17 protein-coding genes are annotated in these 16,793 nt (G+C 69.5%); 10 read left to right on the plus strand and 7 right to left on the minus strand.

From position 1 onward, the window contains the following. The first annotated feature begins 77 nt into the window (after positions 1 to 77). Positions 78 to 1,283 carry an aminotransferase class I/II-fold pyridoxal phosphate-dependent enzyme gene (locus tag AC1C2S_RS05205; protein WP_495351470.1) on the plus strand — a complete coding sequence of 402 codons (1,206 nt, stop codon included), beginning with the start codon at positions 78 to 80 and terminating at the stop codon, positions 1,281 to 1,283. A 70-nt stretch (positions 1,284 to 1,353) separates the two neighbouring features. After that, positions 1,354 to 2,838 (plus strand): flavin monoamine oxidase family protein, encoded by a 1,485-nt coding sequence (locus AC1C2S_RS05210; protein WP_495351471.1) that lies wholly within the window; start codon positions 1,354 to 1,356, stop codon positions 2,836 to 2,838. Here the strand turns inward: AC1C2S_RS05210 and AC1C2S_RS05215 are convergent. Genes AC1C2S_RS05215 through AC1C2S_RS05230 form a run of 4 tightly spaced genes read right to left on the minus strand, consistent with a single transcriptional unit; the run spans position 2,735 to position 5,896 of the window. Then, the gene (locus AC1C2S_RS05215; RefSeq protein WP_495351472.1) at positions 2,735 to 3,496 is read right to left on the minus strand and encodes a Pr6Pr family membrane protein; all 762 of its coding nucleotides are present in this window, start codon (positions 3,494 to 3,496) and stop codon (positions 2,735 to 2,737) included. The genes AC1C2S_RS05210 and AC1C2S_RS05215 overlap by 104 nt on opposite strands. A 36-nt stretch (positions 3,497 to 3,532) precedes the next feature. After that, complete coding sequence (locus tag AC1C2S_RS05220) at positions 3,533 to 4,390, minus strand: amino acid ABC transporter ATP-binding protein (RefSeq protein WP_495351473.1); 858 nt, start codon at positions 4,388 to 4,390, stop codon at positions 3,533 to 3,535. Further along, positions 4,377 to 5,039: an amino acid ABC transporter permease gene (locus AC1C2S_RS05225; protein ID WP_495351474.1), complete on the minus strand. Its 663-nt coding sequence runs from the start codon at positions 5,037 to 5,039 to the stop codon at positions 4,377 to 4,379. Before AC1C2S_RS05225 ends, AC1C2S_RS05220 begins: the two co-directional genes overlap by 14 nt. A gap of 38 nt (positions 5,040 to 5,077) precedes the next feature. Next, positions 5,078 to 5,896 carry an amino acid ABC transporter substrate-binding protein gene (locus AC1C2S_RS05230; protein WP_495351475.1) on the minus strand — a complete coding sequence of 273 codons (819 nt, stop codon included), beginning with the start codon at positions 5,894 to 5,896 and terminating at the stop codon, positions 5,078 to 5,080. 299 nt (positions 5,897 to 6,195) lie between these two features. On the opposite strand from AC1C2S_RS05230, the gene AC1C2S_RS05235 reads away from it, so the two are divergent. The 4 genes from AC1C2S_RS05235 to AC1C2S_RS05250 all read left to right on the plus strand — a co-directional run bounded on the left by AC1C2S_RS05235 (position 6,196) and on the right by AC1C2S_RS05250 (position 8,893). Continuing rightward, complete coding sequence (locus AC1C2S_RS05235) at positions 6,196 to 6,522, plus strand: hypothetical protein (RefSeq protein ID WP_495351476.1); 327 nt, start codon at positions 6,196 to 6,198, stop codon at positions 6,520 to 6,522. A 133-nt stretch (positions 6,523 to 6,655) separates the two neighbouring features. Beyond that, positions 6,656 to 7,120, plus strand: coding sequence for a DUF6069 family protein (locus AC1C2S_RS05240; RefSeq protein WP_495351477.1), 465 nt, complete (start codon positions 6,656 to 6,658; stop codon positions 7,118 to 7,120). 13 nt (positions 7,121 to 7,133) lie between these two features. Then, the gene (locus tag AC1C2S_RS05245) at positions 7,134 to 8,282 is read left to right on the plus strand and encodes a sensor histidine kinase (RefSeq protein WP_495351478.1); all 1,149 of its coding nucleotides are present in this window, start codon (positions 7,134 to 7,136) and stop codon (positions 8,280 to 8,282) included. Next, positions 8,279 to 8,893, plus strand: coding sequence for a response regulator (locus AC1C2S_RS05250; protein WP_495351479.1), 615 nt, complete (start codon positions 8,279 to 8,281; stop codon positions 8,891 to 8,893). The genes AC1C2S_RS05245 and AC1C2S_RS05250 overlap by 4 nt, the downstream gene beginning before the upstream one ends. 21 nt (positions 8,894 to 8,914) lie before the next feature. Here the strand turns inward: AC1C2S_RS05250 and AC1C2S_RS05255 are convergent, their stop codons facing one another. Both AC1C2S_RS05255 and AC1C2S_RS05260 read right to left on the minus strand, forming a co-directional pair. Continuing rightward, positions 8,915 to 10,132 carry an acyl-CoA dehydrogenase family protein gene (locus AC1C2S_RS05255; protein ID WP_495351480.1) on the minus strand — a complete coding sequence of 406 codons (1,218 nt, stop codon included), beginning with the start codon at positions 10,130 to 10,132 and terminating at the stop codon, positions 8,915 to 8,917. After that, positions 10,129 to 11,415, minus strand: coding sequence for a CaiB/BaiF CoA transferase family protein (locus tag AC1C2S_RS05260; RefSeq protein WP_495353198.1), 1,287 nt, complete (start codon positions 11,413 to 11,415; stop codon positions 10,129 to 10,131). Before AC1C2S_RS05260 ends, AC1C2S_RS05255 begins: the two co-directional genes overlap by 4 nt. A gap of 166 nt (positions 11,416 to 11,581) precedes the next feature. Between AC1C2S_RS05260 and AC1C2S_RS05265 the strand changes: the two genes are divergently transcribed. From AC1C2S_RS05265 to AC1C2S_RS05280, 4 genes are all read left to right on the plus strand, one after another. Beyond that, positions 11,582 to 12,352 (plus strand): FadR/GntR family transcriptional regulator, encoded by a 771-nt coding sequence (locus tag AC1C2S_RS05265; protein WP_495351481.1) that lies wholly within the window; start codon positions 11,582 to 11,584, stop codon positions 12,350 to 12,352. Beyond that, positions 12,333 to 13,082 (plus strand): PDC sensor domain-containing protein, encoded by a 750-nt coding sequence (locus tag AC1C2S_RS05270; protein ID WP_495351482.1) that lies wholly within the window; start codon positions 12,333 to 12,335, stop codon positions 13,080 to 13,082. The genes AC1C2S_RS05265 and AC1C2S_RS05270 overlap by 20 nt, the downstream gene beginning before the upstream one ends. A gap of 59 nt (positions 13,083 to 13,141) precedes the next feature. Further along, positions 13,142 to 13,567 carry a DUF4143 domain-containing protein gene (locus AC1C2S_RS05275; RefSeq protein ID WP_495351483.1) on the plus strand — a complete coding sequence of 142 codons (426 nt, stop codon included), beginning with the start codon at positions 13,142 to 13,144 and terminating at the stop codon, positions 13,565 to 13,567. A 138-nt stretch (positions 13,568 to 13,705) separates the two neighbouring features. Next, on the plus strand, positions 13,706 to 15,070 hold the full coding sequence (locus AC1C2S_RS05280) for an NAD-dependent succinate-semialdehyde dehydrogenase (RefSeq protein ID WP_495351484.1): 1,365 nt from the start codon (positions 13,706 to 13,708) through the stop codon (positions 15,068 to 15,070). A 132-nt stretch (positions 15,071 to 15,202) separates the two neighbouring features. Here AC1C2S_RS05280 and AC1C2S_RS05285 read toward each other — a convergent pair whose 3' ends face one another. Further along, positions 15,203 to 16,792 (minus strand): amidohydrolase, encoded by a 1,590-nt coding sequence (locus tag AC1C2S_RS05285; protein WP_495351485.1) that lies wholly within the window; start codon positions 16,790 to 16,792, stop codon positions 15,203 to 15,205. Position 16,793 lies beyond the last annotated feature (1 nt).

Genomic DNA, 16,793 nt, shown 5'->3' on the forward strand with positions numbered 1-16,793 from the left:
CTCGCTGCGGAGTACCATGGCGGCATTCACGGGAACTCCGTGTCGGCGGAGCCTCCCAGATCCCGAGGGAAGCGCTCATGGATGACCGACTCACTTCCGATCGCGTCGCGAACGTGCAGGCCGCAACGCCGTTCCAGTTGCTCTACGAGTTCTACCGGCTCTCGGGCTACGAGCGACGACGACACGAACCCGGCGTGCTCGACTTCACGTTCGGCGACCCGCACGAACCGGCGTCGACGGCCTACGTCGAGATCCTGCGCGACGCGCTGATCCCGCAGCACGAACTGTGGTTCGCCTACAACTTCGGCGATGCGACGGCGATCGCGGCCGCGACCGAATCCCTGCGACGTCACGTCGGCATCCCGTTCGAGACCGCCGACGTGCACCTCACGACGGGCGGGTTCGCGGCGATCTCGACCGCGCTGAAGCTCGTCGGCGATGCGGGCGACGAGGTCGTCTACAGCCTGCCGCCATGGTTCCTCTACGAGGGGCTCATCCGCGAGGCCGGCCTCGCGCCCGTGAAGGTGTCGATCGACCGTGAGACCTTCGACCTCGATCTCGACGCGATCGCGGCCGCCATCACCCCGCGTACGCGCATCGTGATCGTCAACAGCCCCAACAATCCGACCGGCCGCATCTATCCGGTCGAGACGCTCGGACGTCTCGCCGCTCTGCTCGACGAGGCCTCGGAGCGCAACGGCCGGCGCATCTTCCTCATCTCCGATGAGGCGTACAACCGCATCGTGTACGACGGCGCACGCTTCCGCAGCCCGGTCGAGTTCTACCCATGGAGCTTCCTCGCCTACAGCTACGGCAAGACGTTGCTCTCGCCGGGCGAGCGCATCGGCTACCTCGCCGTATCGCCCGCGATGCCGGGCCGCGAGCCACTCCGCGACGCGATCGAGGCGATCCAGATCACCGGCGGATGGCTCTTCCCCAACGCCTCGATGCAGTACGCGCTCCCCCGCCTCGAGACGCTGGAGTTCGACATCGCGGGCTTCCAGCGCAAGCGCGACGTCATGGTGGCGGCGCTGCGGGACATCGGATACGACGTCACCGTGCCGGAAGGCACCTTCTACCTGTTCCCGAAGTCCCCGATCGCCGACGATGCCGCATTCACCGCCTCGCTCGACCGAGAAGACGTGCTCGTGCTGCCGGGGCGGATGTTCGAGACACCCGGGTTCTTCCGCATCTGCCTGACCGCGACGATGGAGACGATCGAAGCGAGCCTGCCGCGATTCGCGGCCGCGTTCCATGCGAGCGGCTCGTCGGCCGCGCGGTGAGCGGGATGCCCGATTCCGAGTAACCGGCCGCACCGGGTGGGCCCGCCGGTCGGTCGGCTAGCCTGATTCCATGGAATCACGGGGAGCGCCGGGCGGCATGGCCCGGCGAACCTTCCTCGCCGCCTCGCTTTCGGGACTCGCGACACTCGCCCTCGCGAGCTGCACCTGGCCCGAGCCCGACCCGAGCCCGGTGCCCACGAGGACGCCATCGACTCCTCCGCCACCACCGACGAACGGCGTTCCGCTGCCCACGGCGATGCGGCGCTCCCGTTGGGGAGCCGATCCGTTCGCCCGTGGCGCGTTCAGTTTCGATGCTGTCGGGAGCACGCCCGAATTGCGGCGAGCGCTCGGCGAGCCGGTCGCCGATCGACTCGTCATCGCCGGCGAGGCGACCGACCCCGACGCGCCGGGCACCCTCGCGGGCGCGCGAGCGTCGGGCATCCGAGCCGCTGCCGACGTCGCACGACTCGGCGAAGCCGGCGAGCGCGTCGCCGTGATCGGCGCCGGCATCGCGGGGCTCACTGCGGCCCGTGAACTCGTCGACGCCGGGTTCGAGGTCGTCGTCATCGAGGCGCGCGACCGGCTGGGCGGACGCGCGCACTCCGTGGACGCCGCGGGGTTCGACGCACCGGTCGAACTCGGCAGCGTGTTCGCGGGCGACGACGACGGCCTGCTCGACGCACTGCACGAGGCATCCGTCGACACCCGACCGTTCGTGCCGACCGTGGCGGCCGCCACTCCCGCGGGCGTTCGCGTGCCGATCCCCGCGACCGGAGCCGACGCGATCGCCACTGCGCAGCAGTGGGCGAGCAGCCAGCTGCACGATGTCTCCCTCGCGACCGCTCTCGCGGGTTCGGGCGCAGCGCCGCTGTCGGCGGAACCGGGCGCCGACGGCGTGAGCCCGGCCGACTGGCTCGCGCATTCGATCAACAGCGGTGTCAAGCCGTCGACGGGCGCTGCCGCCGCAGTCGTCTCGGCCGGCCAGTACGACCCGCGGCGCCTCGAGCAACTCGGCAATCTCATCACCGGGCGTCTCTCCGACTACGTCGACGAGCTCGCGGCACCGCTCGACATCGCCGTCTCGAGCGTGGTCACCCGCATCGCGTACAACGACCGGCGGGTGAGCCTGCGCCTCGACTCCGGAGAGTCGCTCAACGTCGATCGGGCGATCGTCACGGTGCCGCTGGGCGTGCTGAAGACCGACACCGTGCGCTTCAGCCCGGCGCTGCCGCTCATGCACCAGCGCGCGATCTCCCTGCTCGGCATGGGCGTCGTCGACACGGTCTGGTTGCGCTTCGAGCAGGCATTCTGGCGAGCGGATGCCGCGGACCAGCCCGACGATGCCGAAGCGGAGCCCGCCGCCGATGTGCTCACGATCGTCGGCGAGTCGCCCGGGGTGGCCGCATGGATCGACGTCGGACTGGACTCCGGCGAACCCGTGCTCCTCGGTGTCATCGCCGCAGAGCAGGCGACTCGGCTCGAGGCACTCGACGATCCGGCGTTCCAGACCGAGGTGCTCGACGACCTCGTGCCCTACGCCACAGCCACCGGTTGACGGCCACGAGCGCGGCCGTCAGGGCGACGAAGATCACGACGATGAGCACGCAGTAGAGCGCGACTCCCACAGGCCCGTCGACCTGAGCTTCGTCGAGGAAGAAGTACGGATACCAGCCGATGTCGGCTCCGCGGAACAGCGTGTACACGAGCCAGATCGTCGGAAAGATGAGCACCCAGCCCGCCGTCGCCCACGGCACCCGCGGGTTCACCGCGAGCACGCTGTCGGTCGTCCACGCGATGACGGCGAGCGCGGGCACGACGAAGTGCAGCACCGTGTCGGACCACGGCACCTCCATGCGGTAGTCGCGCGTCGACGCCTGCGCGACGATGATCGCGAAGACGATGCCCGAGACGAGCACGTACACGGTCACCATGGTGCGGAGCACGCCGAGCCACGCCGGGTCGCGCGGGGCCGACAGGGCGAACACGCCGGCGACGCCGAGGGTCACGACCGCAGCGAAGGCCGATTGCACCGTGAAGTAGCTGAAGAAGTTCGCCGTCGCGAAGAGACGGAAGCCGAGGACGTACTGGAAGTTGCCGACGAGCGCCGTGATCTCGAGCGCGGCGATCGCCAGTCGAAAGACGCCGAGCGCCCGCCGTGCCCGTGCCCGTGCCCGTGCCCCGTTGTCGGCGCTGATACGGGGCGAGCGGGGCATGCTCCAACGCTAGCCGCCCCCGGCCTGCCGCCCCCGTCAGTCGAGCGGCCGCAGGATCCGGTCGAGGAACCTCCGTGTGCGCTCTTGCGTCGGGTCGGTGAAGATCCGCTCGGGCGCGCCGCGCTCGACCACGACCCCGCCGTCCATGAACAGCACTTCGTCGGCGGCCTGCCGGGCGAAACTCAGCTCGTGGGTGACGACGACCATCGTCCAGCCCTCGTCGGCGAGTTCCTTGATTACCTGCAGCACCTCGCCGACGAGTTCGGGGTCGAGGGCGCTCGTCGGCTCGTCGAAGAGCAGCAACTGCGGCTTGAGCGCGAGGGCGCGCACGATGCCGACCCGCTGCTGCTGCCCGCCCGAGAGCTCGAACGGGTAGGCGTCGCGCTTCTCGCCGAGCCCCACGCGGTCGAGCAGAGCGGATGCCGCGGCGATCGCCTTCGCCTTCGGCACTCGTTGCACGCGCACCGGTCCCTCGATGACGTTCTCGATGACGGTCATGTGCGGGAAGAGGTTGTGATGCTGGAAGACCATCGCCGAGCGATCGCGCAGCGCGAAGCGCTGGGCCTTCGAGATCGGCTTCGCGAAATCGAGCACCGGGCCGTCGGCGAAGTCGATCGTGCCGGCGTCTGGCGTCTCCAACCCGTTCAACGCGCGGAGCACGGTGGTCTTGCCCGAACCGCTCGGACCGATGAGCACGACGACCTCGCCACGCCGCACCTCGAGGTCGATCGAGCGCAGCACCTCGTTGTCACCGAACGACTTGCGGATGCCCCGTGCCGAGAGCAGCACCGAGTCGTCGGGGGTCTCGAGCGGGGCGAGCGGGTCGCCGCCCGAGGCATCCGGCCCCTTCATGTCATCGTCTGGGTCGCTGTTCGACACATCACGTCGCGACATAGCGGTCCAACCTCTTCTCGAGCATTCCCTGCCCGCCGGCGAGCACGATGCAGATGAGCCAGTAGATGAGCGCCGCCTCGAGGTAGAGCAGCATGAACTCCTGGCTGAAGGCCGCGATCTCCTGCGACACCCGGAACAGCTCGGTCACGAGGATGACCGAGGCGAGCGACGTGTCTTTCACGAGCGAGATGAAGGTGTTCGAGAGCGGCGGCACCGACACCCTGGCCGCCTGCGGCAGGATGAGCCGGCGAAGTGTCATGCCGTTCGACATCCCGATCGTGTAACCGGCCTCCCATTGCCCCTTCGGCACCGAGAGGATCGCGGCGCGGATCACCTCGGCACCGTACCCGCCGACGTTGAGCGAGAAGGCGATGATCGCACTCGGCCACGGGTCGATGACGAGCCCGAGCGACGGCAGCCCGTAGAAGATCACGAAGAGCTGCACGAGCAGTGGCGTGCCCCGGATCACCGAGATATAGAACCGGGCGATGCCCGAAACCACCCGGCTCTTCGAGAGCCGCATGAGCGCCACCCCGAGTGCGAGCACGAGACCGATCGCGAACGAGGCGAGTGCGAGCGGGATCGTGCCGCTCACGGCGCCCCACACGAGGGGCCAGAAGGAATCGAGGAACAGCTGCCAGCCGCTCATCGCCTCACCGCCTTCGGTCTGGTCGAGAGGCTACGAGGCTACTCCGAGACGTCGGCGCCGAAGTACTTCTCACCGAGTTCGGCGAGCACGCCCTCGGCACGAAGCTCGGCGAGCGCCTCGTCGACCGCGGCGACGAGGTCTTTCTTCTCCTTCGTGAACGCGAGTGCGCTGAGCGACGGGTCGTCGGTCTCGGCCGCGATCTCGATGCCCGAGGCGCCGTTGGTGTTCACGTCGTCGAGGTAGGTGAGCTTGTCGTTGATGGTCGCGTCGACCCGGCCCTGCTTGAGGAGCGCCACGGCCTGCGCCCAGCCCTCGACGGCCTCGACGTTCGCGCCCGACTCCTGGGCGAGCTCGTACCAGTTGCTCGTGAGCGATTGGGCGGTGGTCTTGCCGGCGAGGTCGGCGAAGCTCGAGATCGAGGTGTCGCCCTCCTTGACGACGATGACGCCCGGCGAGACCGTGTACGGCTCGCTGAAGAGGTACTGCTCCTCGCGCTCGGGGTTGATCGACACCTGGTTCGCGATGACGTCGAAGCGGCCCGCATCGAGGCCCGCGAAGATCGCGTCCCACTGGGTCTCCTGGAACTCGACCTCGAGGCCGAGCTTGTCTGCAACCGCCTCGGCGAGCTCGACGTCGTAGCCCACGAGGTCGCCGGAGCCGTCTTCGTGGAAGCTGAACGGACGGTAGGTGCCCTCGGTCGCGACGGTGAGCGTTCCGGCCTTCACGAGTCCGAACTCGTTGTCGGTCGCCGCATCGCTCGATGCCGGCGTGCCGCTCGAGCAGGCGGCGAGGGCGACGACGGCGACGGATGCCGCGGCGAGGCCGAGCAGGGTGCGACCGCGGGGTGCGCGAGACATGTGGAGCTCCGTTCGTGGGGAGTGCTGTGCCCGCGACATGGTGCCGTACGCGGGGGTTGAGTTCGGGTCGAGTCCATCACGGCTTCGCCCGTGAACGAAACGGCGTTACCTCCGGTTTCATTTCCGAAACCGGTCGATTGGCAGCATCAGGTCGCATTCCCCTCGCGGAATACCGTGCCGGGGACGACTCGCGCAAGCCCTCCCGGTCGACGCCACGCCGTGGATAGGCTGGCCGCGGCGATGGAGTATTCTCCGTCGTCGCGGTGCATACCCACACCAACCGGAAGGACCCTTCACCCGTGATCACCCTGTCATGGCTCCTCCTCATCGCTCTCGTCGGCGGCGTGCTCGCCCTCATCGACGGCATCAGACGTCTCCGCGGGCGCGGCGGCTCGGTCGTCGGAATCATCGAGACCATCGTCTCCGCCCTGTTCCTGCTGTCGCTGTTCCTGCCGGGAATCCCGTTCGGGTCTCTCGTGCTCGGAATCGCGACGCTCGTGGTGCTCGTGATCGCGCTCATCGCCCGCGGCCGAACGGGCCTGACGCTCACGGTCGCCGCGATCGTGCTCGTCGCGGTCTGGCTCATCCTCGTGAACCGCTGGCTCGTCATCCCCGGCATCAACTGAATGCCCGACGCGAAGGGGCGGCCCCGCGGCGCCGTCCCTTTGCGTCCATGACGGCGGATGTGACATTCGTCCTCCCGATCTCGGGACGACGGCACCTGCCGGAGGCGCCGGGCGCATCCGTAGCGTCGAAGGCATGAACAAGACAGTTGCAGGCACGATGAACACGACGACTCCGGATGCCGCGGCGCCGCATCGTCCGACACCGCACCGCAGGGGCATCCGGGCGCTGATGCTCGTGGCCGCGGCCCTGGCGGGACTGGCCGTCTGGGTGGTGAGTGCGCCGCTCCTCGGCATCGACCTCTCCGTCGGAGCCGGGCCTGCCGCGCAGACGATCGCTCCGATCCCGATCGTGCTCGCTTCGATGTTCGCGGGCGCCATCGCGTGGGGGCTCCTCGCGCTCTTCGAGCGGCTCTTCCGCCGTGGGCGACTCGCGTGGCGAGTCGTAGGCTGGGTCGTGCTGCTCCTGTCGCTGACCGGGCCGTTCTCGATGGGGGCGGCGGGTGCAACCCTGGTGAGTCTGGTCGCGATGCACCTCGCGGTCGGGGTGACGCTGATTCTCGGGCTCACCACGTGGAGTGATCGTCGTGTCACGAACTGATCGGGTGGTTTCCATGCAGATCGACGAACGAACCGAGCTCTGCAACGAGTTCGATCCTCTGCTCTCCCGAATCGCCCGCCGCCCGGGGCCCTTGTTCGCGCTCGTCTGGGCGCCGTTGCTCCTCCTCGGGCCTGTGGTCGACGCCATCGCCACGGCCGACCCCGCGCGCGTCGCCGCCCTCGCCGTCCTGGCGGCGGTATTCGCGATCACCGCGTGCCTGCCGTTCCAGAGCATCGGCCGGCCCCGGTGGCGATCCGAAGCCGTGTTCGTGCTCTTCATGGCGCTGGTGACGGCATACATCTACATCTGGCACACCGATCAGGAGTTCCTCTTCCCACTCATCGCGATTGCAGCGGCCGTCGCCGTGCGCCGCCGTTGGGCGCTCGGCGTCGTGGGCGCCGCTGCGATCAGTGGGGCCATCGCAACGGGCATCGAGCGTGAATCCCTTGACGCGGCGCTCTTGCTCGGCTTCTCCTCATACATCGCTGGAGCAGCGACCTTCATCGTGCAATACCTCGTGGAGGTCGTCGCCGAACTTCGGCGCACCCAGGAGCGACTCGCGAACACCGCGGTCACCGAGGAACGCCTGCGCTTCTCGCGTGACCTTCACGACCTGCTCGGTCACACGCTCTCGGTCATCGTCGTGAAGGCCGAGGCGATCCGGCGCGTCATCGACACGCAACCCGACGCCGCCCGGGCCCACGCGGCAGACGTCGAGACGATCGGCCGCCGCGCCCTCGCCGACGTGCGAGATGCCGTCACGGGCTATCGCTCGGTCCGGCTCGGCGACGAACTCGACGCAGCGCGCACGGCGCTCGCGGCGGCCGACATCGAGTTGGAGGTCGCGGTTCCGCCCGATGGGCTCGCTGCGCAGGCCGACGCCGTCCTCGGCTGGGTGGTGCGGGAGGGTGCAACGAATGTGCTGCGCCACTCAGGGGCACGGCGATGCCGGATCGTGGTCACCGCGGAGCGCGGCGTCGCACGCATCGAGATCACCGACGACGGGCGCGGCGGGGGCGGCGCACCGGAAGGCGGCGGACTCACCGGCCTGCGGGAGCGGCTTCAGGCGTTCGACGGCGAGCTCTCGGCGGGCACGACCTCCGACGGCTTCCGCCTGACCGCGATGATCACCGACGCGGCGATGGCGGGGCGACGACGATGAGTGAGCTCACGACCATCCTGATCGCCGAGGACCAGGGCATGATGCGCTCGGCCTTGGCCGGCCTCCTCGAACTCGAGCCGGACATGACGGTCGTCGCGGAGGTCGCCCGCGGCGATGAGATCATGGCCGCGGCGCGTCGCACGATGCCCGATGTCGCACTCCTCGACATCGAACTGCCCGGTCGCAGCGGTCTCGACGTCATCGCCGAGCTGCGGGCCGCGCTGCCCGAGTGCGTCATCGTGATCGTGACGACGTTCGGCCGGCCGGGGTATCTGCAGCGGGCGATGCAGGCAGGCGCGCGCGCATTCCTCATGAAGGACGATCCCGTCGAACAACTCGCCACCGCCATCCGGCGTGTCAGGGCCGGTGAGGTCGTGGTCGACCCGAAGCTGGCGACCCAGGCCCTCAGCATCAGCCCGAATCCGCTGAGTGATCGCGAACGCGAGGTGCTCGGGGCATCCGTCGACGGCGCCACCATCGCCGACATCGCGAGCGAGGTCAATCTCTCGCCGAGTACGGTGCGCAACTACCTGTCGTCGGCGATCGGCAAGACGGCGGCCCGCAACCGTTCGGAGGCGCTCAGCGTCGCCCGCGACAACGGGTGGCTCTGACCCGTCGAGCTTGCACACTCGTCAGAACGCGCTCAGGCCCGTGAGCTCGCGCCCGAGGATCAGCTGGTGGATCTCGTCGGTGCCCTCGTAGGTTCGCACCGACTCGAGGTTGGCCGCGTGCCGCATGACTGGCCAGGCGTTCGTGATGCCGTCGCCCGCGAGGATCGCGCGAGCCTCGTGCGCGATGTGCAGCGCCTCGCGCACGCTGTTGAGCTTGCCGACCGAGATCTGTGCGGGCGTGAGCGCGCCGCGCTCTTTCAGCCGGCCGAGGTGCAGCGCGAGCAGGATGCCCTTCTCGACCTCGAGGAACATGTCGGCGAGTTTCGCCTGGATGAGCTGGTTCGCGCCGATCGGCTTGCCGAACACCTCGCGGGAGGTCGAACGCGAGATCGCCGCCTCGAGGCATGAACGGGCCGCCCCCATTGCGCCCCAAACGATGCCGTAGCGCGCTTCGTTCAGGCAGCCGAACGGGCCGGAGAGCCCCTTCGCACCCGGCAGGATCGCATCGTCGCCGACCCGCACGCCGTCGAGTTCGATGTCGCACTGCACCGAGGCGCGCATCGAGAGCTTGCCGTCGATGGGCGTCGCCGTGAAGCCCGGAGTCGAGGTCGGCACGACGAATCCGCGCACCGCGCGACCGCCGTCGCCACCCTCGGCTGCGCTCCCGCTTCCAGGAGCCGGCGGGTCGTCGACCTTCGCCCAGACGACGGCGACGTCGGCGACGGAGGCGAGCCCGATCCACCGCTTCGCGCCGTCGATCACCCAGCCGTCGCCGTCACGACGGGCGGTCGTCGTCATGCTTGCAGGGTCGGAACCGCCCTGGGGCTCGGTGAGTGCGAAGCATCCGACCAGGTCGCCGGCAGCCATGCCCGGCAGCCACCGCTGTTTCTGCTCCTCCGAGCCGTACTTGTGAATGGCGCTCATCGCGAGCGAGCCCTGCACCGACACGAAGGTGCGCCAGCCCGAGTCGGCGGCCTCGAGCTCGAGGCACACGAGCCCGTACGAGACCGCGCCCGCGCCGGCGCATCCGTAGCCCTGCAGGTGCATGCCGAGGAAGCCGGCGTCGCCGAGCTCCTTCACCAACTCGCGGCGGAAGTGCTTGGCCTCGAAGTCCTCCTCGATGACCGGCAGGATGCGCTCCTGCGCGAACGCGCGGGCCTTCAGCTGCCACTCGCGCTCCTCCGCGCTGAGCAGCGCGTCGAGGTCGAACACGGCGTCGATCGAGGGGGCGGAGGTCACAGGTGCGGTCCTTTCGAAGGGGTCGGATGCCAGTCGGCGCCCGCGTGCTCGTCGAGCACGGGCGGCGGGGTTCGGTAGGCGGCGGGGCTCGCCGAGAGTCCGATCGGGTTCGCGATGGTGCGGCTCGCGAACGCGCCATCGGCGATTTCCGCCACGGGATCGAGGCCGAGCGATTCGCCGAACGCGATCGCCTCGGCGACGTCGTTCACGAGGCCCGCGGGCACGCCGGCTCCGTTCAGCACTTCGACCCACTGCGCAGCGGATGCCGCGGCGAGCCGCGCCTCGATGAGCGCCGTGAGCTCGGCGCGATGGGCGACGCGATCGCTGTTGCTCGCGAATCGCGGGTCGTCGGTCAACGCTGCTCGAGTAGCGCCGCGGGTCCCGATACGCTCGCTGGCGCTCACTCCTCGACCAACGGAATCCGCTGATCGAGTAGCGCCCGACGAAGGAGGACGCGTATCGAGATCCCCCGACGACGACTCGAGCACGGCGGCGAGCGCGCGGAACTGCTTGTCGTTGCCGACGGCGATGACGAGCTCGCGATCGGCCGCGTGGAACACCGCGTAGGGCGCGATGCTCGGGTGCGCGTTGCCAAGGCGTCGCGGCGGAGCACCCGTCGCGAGGGTCGATGCGGCCTGGTTCGTGAGCGCCGAGAGCAGGCCCTGCATGAGGTTCACCTCGACGAGCTGACCAACGCCCGTGCGGTCCCGCTCGCGCAGCGCGAGCAGGATGCCGGCCACCGCGTTCTGCCCGGTGAGCACGTCGACGAGGGCGACGCCTGCCTTCGCGGGTTCACCGTCGGGTGCGCCGGTGATCGACATGAGCCCGCCGACGGCCTGCACGAGCAGGTCGTACCCGGCGAGCGCAGCGCCCTCCCCTGTGCCGAAGCCCGTGATCGAGCAGTAGACGACACCGGGGTTCGACGCTCGTACCTCGTCGTACGACAGCCCGAAGCGATCCATGACGCCGGGCCGGAAGTTCTCGATGACGACATCGGCGGATGCCGCGAGCCGCCGGGCCTCGGCGAGCCCCGCGGCATCCGTCAGGTCGAGGGCGACCGAGCGCTTGTTGCGGTTGACGCTGCCGAAGTAGGTGGCTTGTCCGTCGGCGTCCACGGGCGGGCGCCAGTGCCGGGTGTCGTCACCGGCCGGGGACTCGATCTTCACGACGTCGGCGCCGAAGTCGGCGAGCATCATCGTGGCGTACGGCCCGGCCAGCACGCGGGAGAAGTCGGCGACGCGAACGCCCGCGAGCACGCCCGCAGGTTCGATCGGCACATCCATCGGCGCATCGCCCGGCGGCACACGGGTCTCGTCGTCGGTGCGTCGCTCGTGCATCCCATCCGCCTTCGCATGTCAGTGGCTGCCCGGCCACCCTAATTCATCCTATCTTGAATGATTTCTGTGCGCGCGGGCATCCGGGCGAGGTCTGCTCGGCTAGCCTGAACGCATGGAGTCGAGGGTGGGACCGGGCGCACGCGAAGCCGTCTTCGCCCAGCTCGCCGACACGGGCCGCGCCGAGCAGGTCGCGCAGCGGCTCACCGACGGCATCGTGCTCGGAGTCCTCGGTGCCGGCGAACGACTGCCGAGCGAACCCGACCTCGCCCGCCGCTTCGGCGTCGCGCTCATCACCGTGCGCGAGGGACTCGGCATCCTCCGCGAGGCCGGTCTCGTCGAGACCCGCCGCGGTCGCGACGGCGGCAGCTTCGTCGTCGCCGACGACGCCGACCACCGTTCCCTCATCACGACACGTCTCCGAGGCCTCGCCCAGGTCGAACTCAGCGACATGGCCGTGTACTTCGGCGCCATTCTCGCGGCGGTCGCCGAACGCGCCGCCGAGCGGGCCACAGCCGCCGATGCCGAGCGCCTCACCGCATGGCTCACCGCGGCCGACTTCGGCGCAGCGGCATCCGCTCGTACCAATCAGGGCGGCTTCTTCCTCGAGCTCGCGGTGCTCAGTCAATCGGCCAGGCTCGTGCGCGAGCAGATCCGCCTGCAGGCCGAGTTCGGCCCCTTGCTGCTGCTCGGCCTCGACGACGAGCAGGCCCGAGTGGATGTCGCGGCGCACGACGCGGCGATCATGCACGCCGTCGTGTCGCACCGCCCGGCCGATGCACGTGAAGCGGCCGGCGCTCTCGTGCGCGGGCTGTCGCAACACCTGCTCGCGGCGAAGGCCCGCATCGAACGGGGAGGTGGTCTCGATGAGCCGATCAGCGCATGACGTGGCCGCCGGCGTCGGCGAGGTGTTCGCGGGCGTGTTCGAGCAGCTCGCCGAATGGCGACGACCCATCGAAGCCGTCATCGACGCCTCGCCCGAGGTGCGGCCCGCCGAGCTCGACACCGTGGTCTCCGAACTCGTGCTGCCCCGCCTCACCGAGCCCGACCCGCTGCTCGTCGGCGCCGGCTTCATCGCCGACGGCGAGATCGTGCGGGGCCGCGACGTGCACTTCGCGTGGTGGCTCGGACCGCTCGACGCGAACCCCGTGCTCGGCTCGACGACCGAGCCGACGCGGCTCGACCTGTCGACGCGCGGGTACACCGAGTACTTGCGGGACTTCCGCGCGCTCGAGTGGTATTCGATCCCGGCGACGACACGGCACGCGCACGTCACCGGCCCGTACGTCGACCACTTGTGCACGTGCGATTACATCCTCACGCTGACGATGCCCGTGCACGCCGCGGCGGTCGACGCAGCGCCCGGCGACGAGGTCGCGCGCATGGTCGGAGTCGTCGGGGCCGACATCACGGTGCGCCGCCTCGAACACGAACTGCTCGCGGCGTTCCTCGACGTGCCAGAGCCGCTCGCGCTCGTGAACGAGGCCGGGCGCGTCGTGCTCTCGACCGATCCGGCGCTGCAGGTCGGGCAGCTCGCCGGCCGTGCGGCGCACACCGAGCCGTGCCCCGGCACGCCGTTCCGGGTGCTCGTCACGTCCATTCTCGGCCAGTTGTAGCGTAGAAACCTGGCTAGTTGCAGCGTAGAACTCGTGCTAGATGTAGCGTAAAAGTCCGGTTGGTTGTAGATCCGGCACTCGCAGCCCGCCTTCTCGGGCTCGAGCGCAGCGATCTGCTCGGGGCGACGGCCCCGGCCCCACTCGGCCCACAGCACGGGTCGCTGCTCGGCCGCTTGTTCGAGTCGCTTGTCGCTCTCAGCCTCCAGACCTATGCCCAATCGAACGAGGCTCGACTCAGCCACTTCCGCAGCAAGAACGGCGACCGCGAAGTCGACTTCATCGTGCACCGCGGAGATCACACCGTCGTGGCGGTCGAGGTGAAACTCTCCCCGACGATCGAAGACGCCGACGTGCGCCACTTGCATTGGTTACGTGAAAAGTTGGGCGACGCACTCGTCGATGCCGTGGTCGTCACCACCGGCCCCCATGCGTATCGGCGCCGAGACGGCATCGCCGTGGTACCCGCAGCCCTCCTCGGCGCCTAACCGAGAAGCCGCGGCATCCGGGTCGAAATGAATCATCCGCTGTTATATCTTTGACGGGAGCGTATGCATCGCGGCAGACGAACCCCTTCATCAGGTCGAGGACTGGCTGGCGCGGGTGCACCCGAGAAGGAGAACCCCATGAGCTATGCCGTGACCAATCCTGCAACCGGTGAGACCGTCAAGACCTACCCGACGATCACCGACGCCGAGCTCGAGGCCGCCATCGCCTCGGCCGACGAGACGCACCGCACCTGGTCGCGCTCGACCACCGTCTCCGAGCGCGCCGCACTCGTCCGCCGCGTCGGCGAGCTGCACCTCGAGCGCCGCGACGAACTCGCCGCGATCATCGTGCGCGAGATGGGCAAGCCCATCGAGCAGGCCTACGCCGAGGTCGATTACAGCGCCGACATCTACGCGTACTACGCCGACAACGCCGAGTCGCTGCTGAAAGACGAGCCGATCGAGCTGCTCGCGGGCGAGGGCTCGGCGCTCATTCGCCGCGATTCGCTCGGTGTGCTGCTCGGCGTCATGCCGTGGAACTTCCCGTATTACCAGGTCGCCCGCTTCGCGGGCCCGAACCTCGTGATCGGCAACACGATCCTCTTGAAGCACGCCGAGCAATGCCCCGAGTCGGCCGCCGCGATCGAGCAGATCATCCGCGACGCGGGCTTCCCCGAGGGCGCCTACGTCAACATCTACGCGTCGCACGACCAGATCGCCACGGTCATCGCCGACAAGCGTGTACAGGGCGTCTCGCTCACCGGGTCCGAGCGTGCGGGCGCCGCGATCGCCGAGATCGCCGGCCGTCATCTGAAGAAGGTCGTGCTCGAGCTCGGCGGCAGCGACCCCTTCATCCTGCTGTCGACCGACGACCTCGATGCGACCGTCGAAGCGGCCGTCGCGGCACGCCTCGACAACAACGGTCAATCCTGCAACGCCGCGAAGCGCTTCATCGTCGTCGATGAGCTGTACGAGCCCTTCCTCGACAAGTTCACCGCTGCGATCACCTCGGTCGAACCGGGCGACCCGGCGAAGGAGGGCACCGGCCTCGGCCCGCTCTCTTCGGCGAAGGCGACCGAGACCCTCGCCGAGCAGGTCGAGCGCGCCGTCGCGCAGGGCGCCACGCTCGTCGCGGGCGGCACCGCTGACGGCAACTTCTTCGCCGGCACCGTGCTCACCGATGTGAAGCCCGGCTCCGACGCGTTCCACGAGGAGTTCTTCGGCCCCGTGGCGCAGATCTTCAAGGTCGCGGGCGAAGCCGAGGCCGTGCAGCTCGCGAACGACACCCCGTTCGGGCTCGGCTCCTACGTGTTCACGACCGACGCCGAGCAGGCCCTGCGCGTGGCCGACTCGATCGAGGCCGGCATGGTCTTCGTGAACGTCGTGGGCGCCGACGGCGCCGAACTGCCCTTCGGCGGCATCAAGCGCTCGGGCTCCGGCCGCGAGCTCGGTCGCTTCGGTGCCGACGAGTTCGTCAACAAGAAGATGATCCGCATCGGCTGATCACCGGAACATGAGCGGATGCCCCGGGGCCGGCGCCCCGGGGCATCCGTCGTCTCAGGGCGCTCGCGAACACAAGCAGTGGTGCCGTAACCACACCCGGACCGCGGCCCCGCCCGCCCGTCGGCCGCGCGCCTACTGCTCCCGCCTGAATCGCACCTCGCCGCCGACCACCGTCGTCGCGACGCGCAGCTCGCGGAGTTCGACCGGCTCCACCTCGAACGGATCGCGCTCGAGGGCGACGAAGTCCGCGAGCTTGCCGACTTCGAGGCTTCCCTGGCGCCCCTCGCGGTGCGCGGCGTAGGCGCTGCCCGCCGAGTGGGCGGCGAGGGCCTCGGCGACGGTGATCCGCTGCTCGGGCTCCCAGCCGCCGGTCGGGGCACCTTCGGCATTCTCGCGGGTGACCGCCGCATGCACGGCGTACATCGGGTTGGGGCTCTCGACCGGCGCATCGGAGCCGAAGGCCAGGTGCGCGCCGGAGTCGGCGAGCGCGCGCCACGCGTAGTTCGCGAGGCTGCGGCCGGCGAGGAGGGTCGACGCGAGTGCGATGTCCGAGGTGCAGTGGGTCGGCTGCAGTGAGGGGATCACGCCGAGCTCCGCGAAGCGCGGTACATCGTCCCAGCGGATGTGCTGGGCGTGTTCGATGCGATGCCGGAGGCCCGCGGCTCGGCTGAGCTCGGTGACCTCCTCGTAGGCGTTCAGCACGAGGTGGTTCGCCTCGTCGCCGATCGCGTGCGTTGCCACGGCGATACCCGCCGCGGCGGCCTTCCGCACGAGTTCGCGCAAGCGAGGGTAGGGAATCACCTCGATGCCGCGATTGCCCGCCTCGCCGATGAATGCCTCACCCATGTGCGAGGTGTGCGAGCCGAGCGCGCCGTCGGAGAAGAGCTTGACCGGCCCGGTCTGGAACCAGTCGTCGCCCTGGCCCGTGTACCGGCCCTCGGCGATCGCCGCATCGAGATGCTCGGCGGGGATGGCCTTGTGGACGCGGAGCTTCAGTCGCCCGTTTCGCTGCAGCTCGAGGTACGCCGCACGGGCGTCTTCGCCGTCGATGTCGTGCAGCCCGGTGAGCCCGACGGCGAGCAGGTGCTCTTGCTCGGCCGCCAGCAGTTCGACGAGATCGACGACGGAGGGCCCACCGATGAGCGCGTCGAACAGACGCTGCGCCTCCTCCCGAAGGATGCCGGTGGGCTCGCCATGCGCATCGCGCACGATCTCGCCGCCGATGGGGTCGGGGGTGGCCGCGGTGATCCCGGCCGCCGCGAGGGCGAAACTGTTGGCCCAGACGGTGTGCCCGTCGACGCTCGGCAGCACGACCGGGCGATCGGGGCAGACCCGGTCGAGGCGGTAGCGGTCGGGTTGCACCGGCACAACCCAGGTGTTCGAGTCCCAGCTGCCCCAGAAGATGCCCTGGCCCACCGGAAGTCCTGCCGCGCGGGCACGAACGGCGGAGAGCGCCTCATCGAGGCCGTGCACCCCACGCAGGTCGAGCTCGCCACGCTCGCTCGCGAGCAACGCCGTGTGGATGTGCGCGTCGATGAATCCCGGCACGACCGCGAGACCGTCGAGGTCGACCTCGACCGTGCCCGGAGCAGCGAGCCGCCGGAGTTCTGCATCTTCGCCGATCGCGGCGATCACCCCGTCGACGGCGAGCAACGCCTCGGCGGGCGCGGCGCTCCCGTGGAGCGTGTGGATGCGGGCATGCCGGAAGAGCGTCGAGGGCAAC

The organism is Agromyces sp. Y782 (assembly GCF_059445405.1).

What these genes read in the sequence shown, in the direction of transcription:
- AC1C2S_RS05250 (WP_495351479.1), top strand. Translation starts at nt 8,279, where the DNA reads ATGAGTGAGCTCACGACCATCCTGATCGCCGAGGACCAGGGCATGATG.
- AC1C2S_RS05230 (WP_495351475.1), bottom strand. Translation starts at nt 5,896, where the DNA reads ATGTCTCGCGCACCCCGCGGTCGCACCCTGCTCGGCCTCGCCGCGGCA.
- AC1C2S_RS05205 (WP_495351470.1), top strand. Translation starts at nt 78, where the DNA reads ATGGATGACCGACTCACTTCCGATCGCGTCGCGAACGTGCAGGCCGCA.
- AC1C2S_RS05265 (WP_495351481.1), top strand. Translation starts at nt 11,582, where the DNA reads ATGGAGTCGAGGGTGGGACCGGGCGCACGCGAAGCCGTCTTCGCCCAG.
- AC1C2S_RS05215 (WP_495351472.1), bottom strand. Translation starts at nt 3,496, where the DNA reads ATGCCCCGCTCGCCCCGTATCAGCGCCGACAACGGGGCACGGGCACGG.
- AC1C2S_RS05260 (WP_495353198.1), bottom strand. Translation starts at nt 11,415, where the DNA reads ATGGATGTGCCGATCGAACCTGCGGGCGTGCTCGCGGGCGTTCGCGTC.
- AC1C2S_RS05270 (WP_495351482.1), top strand. Translation starts at nt 12,333, where the DNA reads ATGAGCCGATCAGCGCATGACGTGGCCGCCGGCGTCGGCGAGGTGTTC.
- AC1C2S_RS05220 (WP_495351473.1), bottom strand. Translation starts at nt 4,390, where the DNA reads ATGTCGCGACGTGATGTGTCGAACAGCGACCCAGACGATGACATGAAG.
- AC1C2S_RS05240 (WP_495351477.1), top strand. Translation starts at nt 6,656, where the DNA reads ATGAACAAGACAGTTGCAGGCACGATGAACACGACGACTCCGGATGCC.
- AC1C2S_RS05225 (WP_495351474.1), bottom strand. Translation starts at nt 5,039, where the DNA reads ATGAGCGGCTGGCAGCTGTTCCTCGATTCCTTCTGGCCCCTCGTGTGG.
- AC1C2S_RS05280 (WP_495351484.1), top strand. Translation starts at nt 13,706, where the DNA reads ATGAGCTATGCCGTGACCAATCCTGCAACCGGTGAGACCGTCAAGACC.
- AC1C2S_RS05245 (WP_495351478.1), top strand. Translation starts at nt 7,134, where the DNA reads ATGCAGATCGACGAACGAACCGAGCTCTGCAACGAGTTCGATCCTCTG.
- AC1C2S_RS05210 (WP_495351471.1), top strand. Translation starts at nt 1,354, where the DNA reads ATGGAATCACGGGGAGCGCCGGGCGGCATGGCCCGGCGAACCTTCCTC.